We start from the raw sequence: 13,137 nt of genomic DNA, 5'->3' as shown, positions 1-13,137 counted from the left end.
ATTTGGTGGCTTACTTGCTAAATGATTGCGGTTGAGCTGGAATCCTTACCAGCGAAAAGAGGCAATGCCTTAGGTGGTGCCCTGGGAGGAGGTGTGAGCAATGGGAGCGTTGGAATGTCCTGTTCCTTCTCTCGAAGGTGAGCCAGAATTCTGTGGATTGCTACGTCGTCGATGCGGCGCTAGCTGGAGAGGAGGGAGTCGAGGTGATCGAGGACTACCGCGGCGCCCTGGTGATGTCAGCGTATACGGCAGTGAGTGTCGGCGAACATCGCTGGGCCTTGCTGGCAGATATAGAAGTCAACGAACTCAACAGGGGCGCTGCCGCCGAACGGCCCGGCATGACAGGACTGCTGAGCCTGTTCTACGGCCTGTGCCTGTGGTCAGTCTGGTACTGGCGTGGCAGGGACTTGCCGGTAACCGGTGGCTCGCTGGCTGGGGATGCTGCGGTTCCCGCCCTAGGGGATGACGCAGGGCCCGCAGCCTAGTCGCGCTGTAGCCCGTCGAAGAAGGTTTCTATGCTGGTGTCCATCAGGTAGAAAATATCAGCGTCGGGCAGAAACTGTTCTACCTTGTGGTTCATAAATAATGCCGACATCCCGTGCACAGTGGCCCACATTTTCACAGCAATCTCTACCGGGTTCTGACGCGTGATTGCGTGGGTTTTGAAATAGGCTTCTACCGCGCCCACCAATACATAGAAGCCGCTGGCGCTGAGGTTGCTTTCTACAGCGTTGCCGTCGGTTGCTTCGACGCCATTACCCATTGCCCTGTGACCCACATCTCCAAACATTAGGTCGTGGAAGGGCACGTGGCTGGTGACGAAGCGAATGTAGCTATGGCCTAACGACTTGATCGCTTCGATGCTGCCGTACTCCTGATTTTCCAGGGCATGCTCCGCGTATTGCTTTAGTCCAAGAAAACCCAGCTGGCCCACAGCCTCAAGCAGGGCTTCCTTGTCGCGAAAGTGTCGATACGGCGCTGCGTTGCTGACACCGGCGCGCCGTGCTGCCTCCACCATAGCAAAGTCAAATGAGCCTCGCTCACTGATGAGTTCCGCGGCAGCGACGATCAAGGCATTGCGTAGGTCGCCATGATGATAAGTTTTGGGGACTGTGGCCGTGGACTGTTTAGGCATGGTGAAGCTTCTTAACGTTATTGGCAGTGATGGTTGGTTCGGCCGGCTCAGATGTAGCCAGTGCCTCGGGGGTTTTCCGGCTCACCAGCAGGAAAAGCGGGGGAACTAGGTAAAACGATACGATGGTGGACAGCAATACGCCCCCGGCAATGGCCATGGCGAAGGGTGGCCAGAACTGGCTGCCCTCGAGAATCAGCGGTAGAAATCCTCCGAAGGTGGTAACCGTGGTGGACACAATGTGGCGGCTGGAGTCCATGATGACATTGCGTGTAGCAATCACATCGCCCGTCATGGCCCCTTTGTCCAGCTGCAGCGCCGTCATGATAATGATAGCGGCGTTGATGGATACACCGATTGAACCGATGACACCGATCAGCGCCTGTACACCAAAGGGATAATTGAACAGCGCCAGCGATAGCAGGCTGAGCCCCAGCGAGCAAATGCAGACCAGGAATGACACGGCAGAGAGGCGCCAGGAGTTAAATGTCAGCAGGATTGTCGCCAGCATCAATGCCAGAATCAGACCCATTGGCGCCATGATGTCTTCAACTACACCCGCACGCTCATCGCTGTCGCCACCGAATTGAAATTTATAGCCAACGGGTAAGGGAATAGGGTTGTCTGCAAGGTCCTGCCGGAGCAGTTTCAAGGCTTCCTCCGGTAGCACCCCGCGAACCAGATAGCCCTGAACCTTGTTCACGCGCACACCGTTTTCGCGTGAGATGGGGCTGCGGGAAGGGACTATGTCGAAGGAGCCCAGTGTGTTCAGTGGCACAGCAGGCAGCCGGTCTGCGCCCGTCGCTGCGGCTATAGGCAAGCGCATGTTGAGAATCTGCTCGCTGTCTGACCAAGATTCCTCGATCAGCCTGGCGCGCACCGGGAGCCGTTCGGTGTCTTCCAGAATCTCGCCACCGGTGCGCCCCAGCAGGGCAGCGTCCAGGGTGTCAGCAACGTCTGCCAGTTGCAGGCCTGCAAGCCGCAAGCGCTGCTCGTCGAGATTGAAGACCACTTTGGGAGCGCCCGCCGTCAGACTGGTAGTGGTGTGCGTGATATCAGGCACCATCTCCATACGTTGGCGGAATTGCTCACCCAGCTCACGCAACACTTCCAGGTTCGGACCGAGTACCAGCACTTCCAGCGGCGCATCCACGGGCGGGCCCTGGTCAATGCCGCGCACAATGGTTCTTGCGCCGGGGTAGGCGCTATCAAACTCTCGCTGCAGGCGCCGGATCAGGGCGTCGGTCTTGTTTTCATCGCGCGTGAGCACCAGAGCTTCGGCATAACTTGGAATTCCGTCCTGAGCGCGGCGCATATTGTAGTAAAAGCCGGGCGGGCTCTCGCCCACGGTCCAGTCCACTCGTCGAATAAGAGGCTCTCCGCGCAGTCGCTCATCCATCTGGCCGACGATGGCGCGGGTGTTCTCCAGGGAGCTACCGTTGGGCATGCTGACCTGTATGTACAGTTGATCGCGGTCCGTGCCCGGGAAAAATTGCGCCGTTAGCGTTGGAAATGCCAGAAAGCCCGTAATCGGGAGCGCCAGCGCCAGCACGATGGAGGCAGCCTTGTGGGTCAATGACCAGTCCAGTGATCTAACAAACCACTGGCCCAGTGCGCCACTGTCCATGCCCAGGTTCCACCAGTGCCCACCCCGTTCCAGACCACCCGGCAGCAGGCGGGCTGCCAGCACCGGTGTCACAGTTAGCGCAAGCACCAGTGACGAGCCCAGCATGACCACTACAGAGGTTGCAATGGAGCCTAGAAAATCCCCCGCTGGCCCCTGCAGAATTACCATGGGTGTGAAGGCAAGTACCGTGGTTGCTGTAGATGATAGCAATGGCACGCGCATGCGACTCACCGAATCGGTGATGGCCTGTCCGGCGCTGCGACCATCGAGCAGTCGCTTGCGCACTTCGTCGGTGACCACGATGGACCCATCAACCAATAACCCGAGCGCCACTACCAGGCCCGTGACTGACATCTGGTGAATCGGTACGTCGATGTAGTAGAGCAGGGTGAGTGACATCAGGCTGCAGAGGGGAAGAATGACGGCCACGACCACTGCGGCCCGCCATCCCAGCGTAAACAGCAGTACTAAAATCACCAGCGACACACCGATGGCCAGATTGGCTGCAACCCCGTTGAGGCGCTCACGGGTATAGCCACTCTGGTCATAGCTTGTTTCTATGATGATTCCCGCCGGTGCGTTGGCGCGGAAGTCATTCATGAAGTCATCAAAATCGGCGCTCCAACGGTCAACCTGTAGACCTTCTTTCATGCTGACGCCAACCAGTATTGAGGGGTGGCCCTGGGAAAAGGCCAGGGAGCGGGGCGGGGTAACCGCTGCCTTGTAAACAGAGGCGATGTCGGCGATACGCACCGCGCGGCCATCCGCTGTCGTCCTGACGATGACCTCCCGAATGCGCTCCTGGGAATCGAAGTCACCTGCGACCTCTATGAGGAACTGCCCGTTGGTGCCGGTGGTGCGCCCTGCAGAGACCTTCGGGTCGGCGGCGCGCAGTGCCGCAGCGACTTCGGCAAAGGATATGCCCCGCGCAGCGAGGGCCATTTCATCCACCTGGACCCGGATTTCTTCTTCGGGCATACCAAACAAATCGACAAGCTTGGTGCCCGTGAAGTTTCTGCTGCGATCGGCAAAGTCCTCGGCAATGCGCTTGAGTAGGGTGAGGGGCGCCTCGCTGTGATCAGCACTGCGAATTGCCACGATGCGGACATAGCTGCTCATGATGTCCGTATCAATTTGGGAGGGGCTCACGCCGGGAGGAAAACTCTGCGCGGCATCATCAACGGCGTCACGAATTTCCGACCATCCCCGCTCCAGGGCTTCATCCGACAGGGAGTCAAGCAGTTGCACCGTGACAAAGGAAACGCCGGTGCTGGAGGTTGAACTGATTTCCTCGACTTCCGGAATCTCGCGCAACTCGTCTTCGATGATACGCGTCACCAGTGCTTCAACTCGGTCGGGTGTGGCGCCGGGGTAGAAGGTTTTGACCGTTGCCACGAAGTTGGTGATCGTGGGGTCTTCCTGGCGGCCAATGGAGCGAAAGCTCGTCAGGCCGACGACGACTATGACCAGCAGCACTAGTGAAAAATAGCGCCGATTGTTGAATAGGGTGTTGGCTAACATATCAGTACTCCACGGCGACCAGTGGTGCGCCTGGTGTGACACGGTGTATGCCGGTGGCAATAATCGCCTGGCCATCCACCAGTGTGCCTCTCACGTAGGCTTCATCTCCGTGCACGTGCAACACCTCAACCGCCTCACGGATGGCCGTGGGCGAGTCGCCGGTTTCATCAAGGCGCATAACGGTCCACAGACCCCGTTCACCCTCGATCAGCGCGGTCATCGGCAGCCAGCCGCCGGTATCGGTCACTGTTTCTCCCAGGGTGAGGGTGACGGGCTCGCCATCCAGACCCTGCACGTCGGCTGGCAAATCAAACACGGCGGTGGTGGTCATAGTGCTTGGGTCAACGTCCGGGCGCAGTGATCGCAGCGTTGCACTGACAGTTTCGCCGCGCAGTGTGAGTGGGTAGCTAGCACCTGCATTCAGCTTGGCGGCCTGTTCAATCGCAATTCCGACATGGGCCTCGCGCGCGCCCTCGGCAACGATGCGTAGAACAGGCGCCCCCGCGGAGACTACCGCTCCGGCATTCACCCTACGCTGGGCAACTACTCCGGCGTAAGGAGCCCGTAACGTAGTTTTGTCCAGGTCGAGTTGAATCCGGGCAAGCTGTGCGTCAACAGATTTCAACTGGGCTGCCAGTGCCCGGGCCTGCAGCCGCGTCTCATCGAAGGCCTCGCGCGATACAGCGCCGGTGGCGCGCAGATCCTTCTGCCGTTTCTCCTTGAGTCGTGCGAGCTCAAGCTCTGCAGTGACGCGTTCTTTGTCAGCCGCGGCGGCATCCCGCTGGGCAGCAATCTGTGCGGTGCTCAGCTGTGCCAGTTCCTCGTCGGCCTCGAACCGCTGGCCCTCCCGCACAGTGATTTTTGCCACCATACCGGACACTTCGAAGCCGACATCACTTCGCTGGCTTGCACGCACCAAACCTAAAAAAGTGACTTCGCGCTCGAAGTTGCTGGACGTGGCGTAGGGCGTAATTGCCACGGGGAGTGGCTCGATGGTCGCGCCCTCGTTGCCGGTACCCGCGCGGGTGTGCAGCAGTGTGGTCAGTAGCGCAGTGGTGCCGATAGCTGCCGCGATAGCGACGGTGCTTTGCGATGCGGTGACGCGTTTGAGTGCTGTCTGAAGCATGATGCACACCTCAATGTTAAAACGTATAACATTAATGTTAAAGGATATAACATCTACGTCAAGTCATTGGAAATGGATTGCTTGCGTGGCAGGGGGGATTTGGGGACAATACGCGCCCTCTGCGCGGTGGTCCGCGCTGCTGTGGTGGCCCGGGCGGTCCCCCCGCAATGATAAGTAGCGAACCCCGCCAGGCCCGGAAGGGAGCAACGGTAGTTACTGACTCGTGTGCCGGGGTGTGGCTGTTCGGGTCGCCTCCATTTTTCCCCGCCAATAAAACGCTCCCAAGTACCGGTCAGTATTCGGCTGGTGTATCCTTCCTTACCGGCACTTACTCAGGGCTTATTCTCAGGCATGTCATATCAGGTACTGGCGCGCAAATGGCGTCCGTCAACGTTTCGCGAGATGGTGGGGCAGGAGCACGTACTGCAGGCTCTGATCAATGCACTGGACCATGACCGCCTGCACCATGCCTATCTGTTTACCGGCACCCGCGGGGTGGGCAAGACCACCGTCGCGAGAATTCTCGCCAAATGCCTGAACTGTGATACCGGGGTTAGCTCTGAACCTTGTGGCACCTGTGCCTCCTGCCTCGAAATCGCGGAGGGCCGCTGCGTAGACCTCATCGAAGTCGATGCTGCGTCCAAAACAAAGGTTGATGACACACGCGAATTGCTGGAGAACGTGCAATACGCTCCCACCCGCGCACGCTACAAGGTGTACCTGATCGATGAGGTGCATATGCTGTCTACGCACAGTTTTAATGCGCTTCTAAAGACGCTCGAAGAGCCGCCGCCCCACGTGAAATTTCTGCTGGCGACCACCGATCCGCAAAAACTGCCGGCGACGATTCTGTCGCGTTGCCTCCAGTTCAACCTCAAAAACATGCTCCCCGAGCAAATCGTCGCACACCTCGCTCACGTGCTCAGTGAAGAGATGATTAGCTACGAAGATCAGGCGCTGTGGTTATTGGGACGGGCCGCCGCTGGCAGTATGCGCGATGCCCTGAGCCTCACGGATCAGGCTATCGCATTTGGCTCCGGCCAGCTGACGGAAGCCGATGTTGGCACAATGCTGGGCACGGTCGATTTGCGCTTTGTCTATCAGATACTGGAGGCCGTGGCAGCCGATCAGCCTGGCGAGCTATTGCAGGTGGTCTCGCAGATGTCCGAGCACGCGCCGGATTTCGAAGGCAGCCTCAATGAACTGATCAACCTTTTGCATCGCGTTGCCGTGGCGCAATTGGTACCCGATGCCGTGGACAATGGCTGGGGGGATGCTGAGCGGGTGACATCGCTGGCGGCGACCTTCAGTGCGGACGACGTGCAGTTGCTTTACCAGGTGGCTATCAACGGGAAGCGAGACCTGCCGATGGCGGGGGATCCTCGCAGTGGCTTCGAGATGATTTTGCTGCGAATGATTGCGTTCCGGCCACAGGCGGTGATTGACACCGAAATGAACGAGGGCGACTTTTCGCTTGCGGCTGACAATACCAACATTGCCGGCGAGGTCGGCGCCGACGCCGCAAAAAAGCAATATCCGCTACCTGATTCAGGTAGCGCATCGCCCAAGTCCCTCGTCGCTGAAGCGGAGTTGACGCCAAGCCGTGCCGCTGTAACCCGCGCTAGCAGTAGCATCCGGGTAGATGAGCCCCAGCTGGAGACTGGGCGCACAACCCAGTCAGCACACTCGCTAGACCCTGCCACCTCGGGGGGTACCTCAGCTGCACCCGGTCCCAACCCCGGTGACTCGGCACCGCTGCAGCCCGCGGTTGGCCGCTTGTCTGATTTGGCGCCGGGGGGCTGGGCACAGGCACTGGAACAGTTGGGGCTTGCCGGCATCGTGCACAACGTGGCCAGTCATTGCGAGCTGCGCCGCATCGAAGGAACGGAACTTGAGTTTGTATTGGATCAGGATAATGCGACCCTGTTTAACGATGGGCACCGCGATAAAATCAGGCTGGCCCTGGAGAACTTTTACGGCCAGCCCCTGACTGTAACCATTGCGGTGGCGGCGGTGATGTCAGAAACACCCGCAGCGCGCCGCCAGCGCTTGATCGAAGAGCGCCAGCACCAGGCGGTGTCCGCCATTCAGCAGGATGCTCTGTTACAACAGTTGATGCAGCACTTCGACGGAGAATTGGACATGGACTCAATTCGTCCACTGGATACCTGAGGAAAACCATGAAGGGTTCGATTACGGATTTAATGAAGCAGGCCCAGCAGATGCAGGCCGATATGCAGCAGGCACAGGAAGACCTGGCAAAAGCTGAGGTCACCGGTGAATCCGGGGCAGGCTTGGTCACCGTGGTGATGACGGGGCGTCATGACGTCAAGCGAGTCACCATTGACCCCAGTGTGCTCAACGAGGAAAAGTCGGTATTGGAAGATCTGCTCGCCGCTGCTGTGAATGATGCGGTCCGCCGGGTTGAGGCACACAATCGAGATGCAATGTCAGGTTTGGCGGCAGGGTTAAACCTCCCTGCAGGCTTCAAAATGCCATTTTGAGGTCTCGCGATGAAGTTTAGTCCAGCCCTTGAATCCTTGATTGAGGCCCTGCGGTGTCTGCCGGGCGTTGGGCCTCGGTCTGCACAGCGTATGAGTCTGCACTTGTTGGAACGGGACCGGGAGGGAGCTGAAACATTGGCGCAGTCACTGACAGAAGCTGTCGAAAAGATCGGGCACTGTTCCCGGTGTCGAAATTTTGCCGAGGAGACGCTGTGCGAAATTTGTGCCGATCCGCGCAGAGATCGATCGACCGTCTGCGTGGTCGAGAGCCCCGCGGATGTGTTGGCTCTGGAGCAAAGCGCCAGCTACCGGGGCGTGTACTTTGTGCTGATGGGGCATTTGTCGCCCATTGATGGAATAGGCCCCGACGATATTGGCCTCGATGTGTTTCAGCGGCAAGTGACTGACGGCGAAGTCAAGGAAGTCATTCTGGCCACCAATCCCACTGTTGAGGGAGAGGCTACCGCGTATTTCCTGACTGATATGCTAGCGGGCACGGGGATTAGTTTGACGCGCATTGCCCACGGAGTGCCGTTGGGCGGTGAGCTGGAATATGTGGATGGTTCAACCCTGGCGCACGCGCTGTCAGGGCGAGTGCCTGTGGATGCGCAGCGATGAGCTGGCGATTGATAGAGGGCGATGCTGAGCTCGCCGAAGCGTTGGCTGCGCACGCATCGGCGACGGCGGTGGCCGTTGATACCGAGTTTATGCGCCGCAACACCTATTTTCCGAAAGTTGCGCTGGTGCAGCTGTGCTTTGAAAGCGAAGCACTGTTGATCGACCCGCTGACGCTGGGAAACACGCAGCCGCTGAAGGACCTGTTAACCGACGACCGCACGGTGAAAGTCTTACACTCTGCCAGCGAAGACCTGGAGGTGTTTGACCATTGGCTGGGCGTTTTGCCGCAGCCACTGTTTGATACGCAGCGTGGCGCAGCCTTGCTGAACCGCGGATTTGGTTTGGGCTATCGCGCTTTGGTTCTCGAGCACTGCGATGTGGATCTACCCAAGGGCGAGACGCGATCCGACTGGTTGCAGCGGCCTTTGACCCAATCCCAGTGTGAGTATGCGGCACAGGACGTGACCTATCTGCTGACAGTCTATCGCGACTTGTTAGCGGCTGCGGAGCAAGTCGGGCGTGTCGACTGGGTACTCGCTGAGGGGGCTGATGCTGTTGCGGCTTTCGGCCAGAGTCGCAGTAACTACTACCGAAAAATCAAATCTGCCTGGCACTTACGCCCACAGCAGTTGGCTGCCCTCGAGAGCATTTGTCAGTGGCGAGAGGCTACCGCGATCAAGCGTGATAAGCCGCGAGGATGGATTATTGACGACAAGGCATGCCTGGCCATTGCTAAAGCGATGCCCGCCTCGGTGAGGCAATTGGCCAGGGCCACTGAGTTGCCGCAGGGCGCGGTAAGGCGGTTCGGCGATGCGCTGTTGGGCTGCGTTGCAGAGTGCGCCGAGCGACCGGATGCTGAGTGTCCGGCGCCACTACCCGAGCCGCTCAATTCAGGCCAGCGCAATAAACTCAAAGCCCTGAAAGCTCGCGCGCGAGCCGTTGCGGAAGGGCTGGACATGGCTCCGGAAGCTTTACTGCAGGCAAAGGATTATGAGCTCTTGTTGCGTGAGTCCGAAGGTGTGGCGATTCATGAACCCGCGCACTGGTGGGGCTGGCGCGAGACAGCGGCGATACAACCACTGCGTCAATATCTGACAAGGGAGGGCGCGGCGTGAAGCGCTTGATTGAGATTTTCAGAAGCCCGCGGCGAGAGGGGATGTACCTCTACGTGGATAAGCAGCAAGGCTTTGTGGATGTGCCCGAGCCATTGCTCAAGCAGTTTGGTGAGCCGCACAGCGCGATGACACTGCTACTGACGCCAGAGCGCAAGCTAGCCCGCGCGGATGCTTCGGCTGTGCTGGAATCGATCGAAGCCAATGGCTTTTATCTGCAAATGCCGCCGACTGTGGGCGAGGGCGACGATGAGCCAGGTTGAATCTGCCTGGTTCAATGCCTTGCCACTGGAGTCCCTGGATCCGGATCAGTGGGAGCGCCTGTGTGATGGCTGTGCCCGCTGCTGTCTGCACAAGCTTGAAGACGAGGGCTCGGGCGAGGTGTTCTACACCGGTATCCGCTGCCGTTATCTGGATGAACAACACTGCCACTGCAGCGACTATGCCCAGCGATCTATACTGGTGCCAAACTGTGTCCAACTCGATGCAGCTCGCGCCGCTGATTACTATTGGCTGCCATCGACTTGCGCTTATCGGCTGCGTGCACAGGGTCTTCCATTGCCGTCCTGGCACCCGCTGGTCTCGGGAGATCCGGAGTCTGTTCACGCGGCAGGCATTTCCATTCGCGGGAAGGCGATTTCTGATGAATATGTGCATGACGATGGCTATGATGAGCACATCATCCACTGGGTAGAGCAGGAGAGTCCCGGTGCTCACTGACGCGTCATATCACACAGCGATATACGTTTATTGCGGAGCGGCGGTTATTGCCCTGCTGCTGATGGCTTTCTGTCTGCGCAAAGTTTGGGGGCGCAGTTGGCGATTGCTGCTGGTGCTGCTTGGCGCTGCTCTGTTACTGACGCCTGCCTATCCGCAGCCGGGTGTAGAGACCATGGCGCCGGCGCTCATCGTGGTCGGCTTCCAGATGCTAACCGACGGCCTGGATAGCGCTACCCATGCCCTGAGACCCCTGTCTTATGCAGCCGGGCTCGCTGTTGTTCTCACACTGATTGCCCGCTTTACGGTTTTCCGTCGCAGAAAGGGCGCTGAGCCAGAGACGCAGCCGGAACAGGCGTGATCGCACAGCCGAACACAGTTGCACGTTCTGTCGTGCAAACCCTTTGCGGTATCGCGGCTGTACTGACGCTCACGCTTTTTGCCGCCACTCCGACCGTCGCGCAATCGCCGGTGTCATCCGCTGAAATTCATGTGATATTGGACGTCGCTCCGGATGATGTGGAGGGTGACGGCAGTCAGCGCGCTGTTCTCAATCTCATTGCGGGTCTGGCTGCCAAGGGCAGCGGGCTGGCTGTGTGGCAGCGCGAGCGCGGATTGCTGTTGCCGGTTGCTGAGATTGATGCGCCCTTGCGGGAGCAGGTAAGACAGTTGCCGCTATCGGTCGACGAGGGCGCCACGGCGCTGATAGAGCGTGATCCGAACAGCGCAGAACCTGCCGCGGATGGTGCCGGTCAATATGACTTGGCTAGTCTTATGCAGCTCGCCGTGGATGCCCCATTGCCGGAGGGCAGACGGCGCTCGATCGTTGTGATCAGTGATGGAAGGCGGGCGATGCCAGCCTCGCCGGTGGTTGCCGCAACAAGGTCTCGCAACGTGGTTGACGCCCTGTTACCGGCACTGACCGATCCCAATGTCCAGTTATTCGCAGTGGCGCTTTCGTCCGAGGCTGACTGGGATGTGCTGAGAACATTGGCCAATGCCAGTCATGGTTATGCCTACAAGGCATTTAATGCAGAAGCGCGCGCAGCCAGCATTGTAGCCCTGCTGGAACGAGTACTACCGACGACCGAAGTGCCCATCGATAGCGAGGGGCGTTTTACGGTTGACGACAGCATCGGCCGATTGACCGTTGCCCTCAGCGGGTCCAGCGGTGAGGCACGTTTACGGCTGATCTCGCCGGAGGGGCAGCGTCTGCGCCCGGCTGATGTACAGCCGGGTGTGAGCTGGGCCAAGGGCCTCCATTACGCCACTGCTACCCTTGAGAAGCCACGGAGCGGCGAGTGGACGCTAGAGGGGGAGGGGCAGTGGCGAGCACGCGTCGTGTTGGGTGCTAACAGCCAGCTCGCCGTGGAAACCCTGCCTGCCACGGTGTTGCCTGGTGAGACCGTAGAACTCGCAATGGCGGTAGATCCCTCTCTCAATGTCACTAGCACTTCCGCCGATGTTCCTGCCTCGCGTGCTCCCGTGAGACAGGGGTTGGAAGTTGTCGTCAGGGATGTTGATGGGCGTCGACTTTCCACACCACCGATCTCTCAGTCAGGTTCATCCGGTGACTATGTCGCGAGTGTGGTTGCCCCCGAATTGCCCGGTGAATACGGTGTCACGGTGCTGGTAAAGACAGCGGCACTGCAGCGCCGCTCAACCCAGTATTTCACCGTACTGCCTGGCGGAGGTGCCGCTGTGATCTCCACCCGTGCGCTGGACGTACCCATGGAGGATATTGAGGGTATCGCTACTACAGGTGTACTGGTGGTGTTGTTTGCCGCTGCAGCCCTGCTATGGCTACTGCAACGCCGCCGTCAGAAGAAACTGGCCACCTACGCGAGCCGCCTGCGCGATTAATGTGACTTGATCGCTACAGGGCCTATCGCTACTCTTGAGCGCTTTGAAAATATAATCAGGTAAGTTGTTGTATGAAATTTGAAGGAACAGAACGCTACGTTGCCACGGACGATCTGCGTATGGCGGTTAATGCCGCCGTTGCGCTGGAGCGCCCATTGTTGATCAAAGGGGAGCCTGGCACCGGTAAGACCATGTTGGCAGAAGAGGTGGCGCAGGGTCTGGGTAAGCGACTGATCCAGTGGCACATCAAGAGCACAACCAAGGCGCAGCAGGGCCTGTACGAATACGATGCTGTTTCCCGTCTTCGCGACTCTCAGTTGGGCGATGAAAAAGTTCAGGACATTGCTAACTACATTAAGAAAGGCAAGCTGTGGGAAGCATTTGCGGCCGACGAGCAAGTGGTTTTGCTGATCGACGAGGTCGACAAAGCTGATATCGAGTTCCCCAACGATCTGCTGGTAGAACTGGATAAGATGGAGTTTTTCGTCTACGAGACCGGCGAAACCATCAAGGCGAAGCACCGTCCCATCATTATAATTACCAGCAACAATGAGAAAGAGCTGCCCGATGCGTTCCTGCGTCGCTGCTTCTTCCACTTCATCAACTTCCCGGATCGCGACACGATGCGCGAAATTATCGATGTTCACCACCCCAAAATTACCGAGGAGTTGGTGCAGGAAGCGCTGGAGGTGTTCTTCGATGTGCGTGCTATTCCCGGCCTTAAGAAGAAGCCTTCAACTTCAGAACTGATCGATTGGCTTAAACTGTTGATGGCCGACGATATTCCCGATGAGATTCTCAAGGAACGCGATCCCACCAAGGCGATCCCGCCGCTCTATGGCGCCCTGCTGAAGAACGAGCAGGACGTGCATTTGCTGGAACGCCTGGCGTTTATGCATCGCAGGGAAATGCGCTAA

At 58.6% G+C, this 13,137-nt stretch carries 13 protein-coding genes and 1 other RNA gene; 11 read left to right on the top strand and 3 right to left on the bottom strand.

Annotation, left to right across the window (positions count from 1 at the left end; genetic code table 11):
- Positions 1-152 precede the first annotated feature (152 nt).
- Positions 153-485 (top strand): hypothetical protein, encoded by a 333-nt coding sequence (locus IE089_RS05895; protein ID WP_189476133.1) that lies wholly within the window; start codon positions 153-155, stop codon positions 483-485.
- On the opposite strand, the gene IE089_RS05890 is transcribed toward IE089_RS05895, so the two are convergent.
- From IE089_RS05890 to IE089_RS05880, 3 genes are read right to left on the bottom strand one after another with little or no spacing between them, the layout of a single operon-like run.
- Positions 482-1,135, bottom strand: coding sequence for a TetR/AcrR family transcriptional regulator (locus tag IE089_RS05890; RefSeq protein ID WP_189476130.1), 654 nt, complete (start codon positions 1,133-1,135; stop codon positions 482-484). The two genes, IE089_RS05895 and IE089_RS05890, sit on opposite strands and share 4 nt — an antisense overlap.
- Entirely contained in the window at positions 1,128-4,280 is a 3,153-nt protein-coding gene (locus tag IE089_RS05885) for an efflux RND transporter permease subunit (RefSeq protein WP_189476127.1), read from the bottom strand. The genes IE089_RS05890 and IE089_RS05885 overlap by 8 nt, the downstream gene beginning before the upstream one ends.
- 1 nt (position 4,281) lies before the next feature.
- Entirely contained in the window at positions 4,282-5,406 is a 1,125-nt protein-coding gene (locus IE089_RS05880) for an efflux RND transporter periplasmic adaptor subunit (RefSeq protein ID WP_189476124.1), read from the bottom strand.
- 151 nt (positions 5,407-5,557) lie between these two features.
- Between IE089_RS05880 and ffs the strand changes: the two genes are divergently transcribed.
- The 10 genes from ffs to IE089_RS05830 all read left to right on the top strand — a co-directional run bounded on the left by ffs (position 5,558) and on the right by IE089_RS05830 (position 13,137).
- Positions 5,558-5,654, top strand: an RNA gene (gene ffs / locus IE089_RS05875) — signal recognition particle sRNA small type.
- A 103-nt stretch (positions 5,655-5,757) separates the two neighbouring features.
- Complete coding sequence (dnaX, locus tag IE089_RS05870; protein ID WP_189476121.1) at positions 5,758-7,578, top strand: DNA polymerase III subunit gamma/tau; 1,821 nt, start codon at positions 5,758-5,760, stop codon at positions 7,576-7,578.
- Between the two features lie 8 nt (positions 7,579-7,586).
- Positions 7,587-7,910, top strand: a complete 324-nt coding sequence (locus IE089_RS05865) for a YbaB/EbfC family nucleoid-associated protein (protein ID WP_189476119.1) — start codon at positions 7,587-7,589, stop codon at positions 7,908-7,910.
- Between the two features lie 9 nt (positions 7,911-7,919).
- Positions 7,920-8,528 (top strand): recombination mediator RecR, encoded by a 609-nt coding sequence (gene recR / locus IE089_RS05860; RefSeq protein WP_189476116.1) that lies wholly within the window; start codon positions 7,920-7,922, stop codon positions 8,526-8,528.
- A complete protein-coding gene (gene rnd / locus IE089_RS05855) occupies positions 8,525-9,643 on the top strand; it encodes a ribonuclease D (protein ID WP_189476113.1) in 1,119 nt (372 codons plus the stop codon). Before recR ends, rnd begins: the two co-directional genes overlap by 4 nt.
- The gene (locus IE089_RS05850; RefSeq protein WP_189476110.1) at positions 9,640-9,903 is read left to right on the top strand and encodes a YcgL domain-containing protein; all 264 of its coding nucleotides are present in this window, start codon (positions 9,640-9,642) and stop codon (positions 9,901-9,903) included. Before rnd ends, IE089_RS05850 begins: the two co-directional genes overlap by 4 nt.
- Entirely contained in the window at positions 9,890-10,360 is a 471-nt protein-coding gene (locus IE089_RS05845) for a YcgN family cysteine cluster protein (protein ID WP_189476107.1), read from the top strand. The genes IE089_RS05850 and IE089_RS05845 overlap by 14 nt, the downstream gene beginning before the upstream one ends.
- On the top strand, positions 10,350-10,718 hold the full coding sequence (locus tag IE089_RS05840) for a hypothetical protein (RefSeq protein ID WP_189476105.1): 369 nt from the start codon (positions 10,350-10,352) through the stop codon (positions 10,716-10,718). The genes IE089_RS05845 and IE089_RS05840 overlap by 11 nt, the downstream gene beginning before the upstream one ends.
- Entirely contained in the window at positions 10,715-12,220 is a 1,506-nt protein-coding gene (locus IE089_RS05835) for a vWA domain-containing protein (RefSeq protein ID WP_189476103.1), read from the top strand. Before IE089_RS05840 ends, IE089_RS05835 begins: the two co-directional genes overlap by 4 nt.
- 71 nt (positions 12,221-12,291) lie before the next feature.
- Positions 12,292-13,137, top strand: a complete 846-nt coding sequence (locus IE089_RS05830) for an AAA family ATPase (RefSeq protein ID WP_189476100.1) — start codon at positions 12,292-12,294, stop codon at positions 13,135-13,137.

It is taken from the genome of Parahalioglobus pacificus (genome assembly GCF_014652275.1).
In the GTDB taxonomy this organism is placed as follows: Bacteria; Pseudomonadota; Gammaproteobacteria; order Pseudomonadales; family Halieaceae; genus Parahalioglobus; species Parahalioglobus pacificus.
Note: the sequence above shows the minus strand (reverse complement) of the source record. Positions and strands in the feature narration are given on the sequence as shown.

Bases quoted from the DNA above. Each gene is read 5' to 3' on its own strand.
- IE089_RS05890 (WP_189476130.1), bottom strand. From the start codon at position 1,135: ATGCCTAAACAGTCCACGGCCACAGTCCCCAAAACTTATCATCATGGC.
- IE089_RS05885 (WP_189476127.1), bottom strand. From the start codon at position 4,280: ATGTTAGCCAACACCCTATTCAACAATCGGCGCTATTTTTCACTAGTG.
- IE089_RS05880 (WP_189476124.1), bottom strand. From the start codon at position 5,406: ATGCTTCAGACAGCACTCAAACGCGTCACCGCATCGCAAAGCACCGTC.
- dnaX (WP_189476121.1), top strand. From the start codon at position 5,758: ATGTCATATCAGGTACTGGCGCGCAAATGGCGTCCGTCAACGTTTCGC.
- IE089_RS05865 (WP_189476119.1), top strand. From the start codon at position 7,587: ATGAAGGGTTCGATTACGGATTTAATGAAGCAGGCCCAGCAGATGCAG.
- recR (WP_189476116.1), top strand. From the start codon at position 7,920: ATGAAGTTTAGTCCAGCCCTTGAATCCTTGATTGAGGCCCTGCGGTGT.
- rnd (WP_189476113.1), top strand. From the start codon at position 8,525: ATGAGCTGGCGATTGATAGAGGGCGATGCTGAGCTCGCCGAAGCGTTG.
- IE089_RS05845 (WP_189476107.1), top strand. From the start codon at position 9,890: ATGAGCCAGGTTGAATCTGCCTGGTTCAATGCCTTGCCACTGGAGTCC.
- IE089_RS05830 (WP_189476100.1), top strand. From the start codon at position 12,292: ATGAAATTTGAAGGAACAGAACGCTACGTTGCCACGGACGATCTGCGT.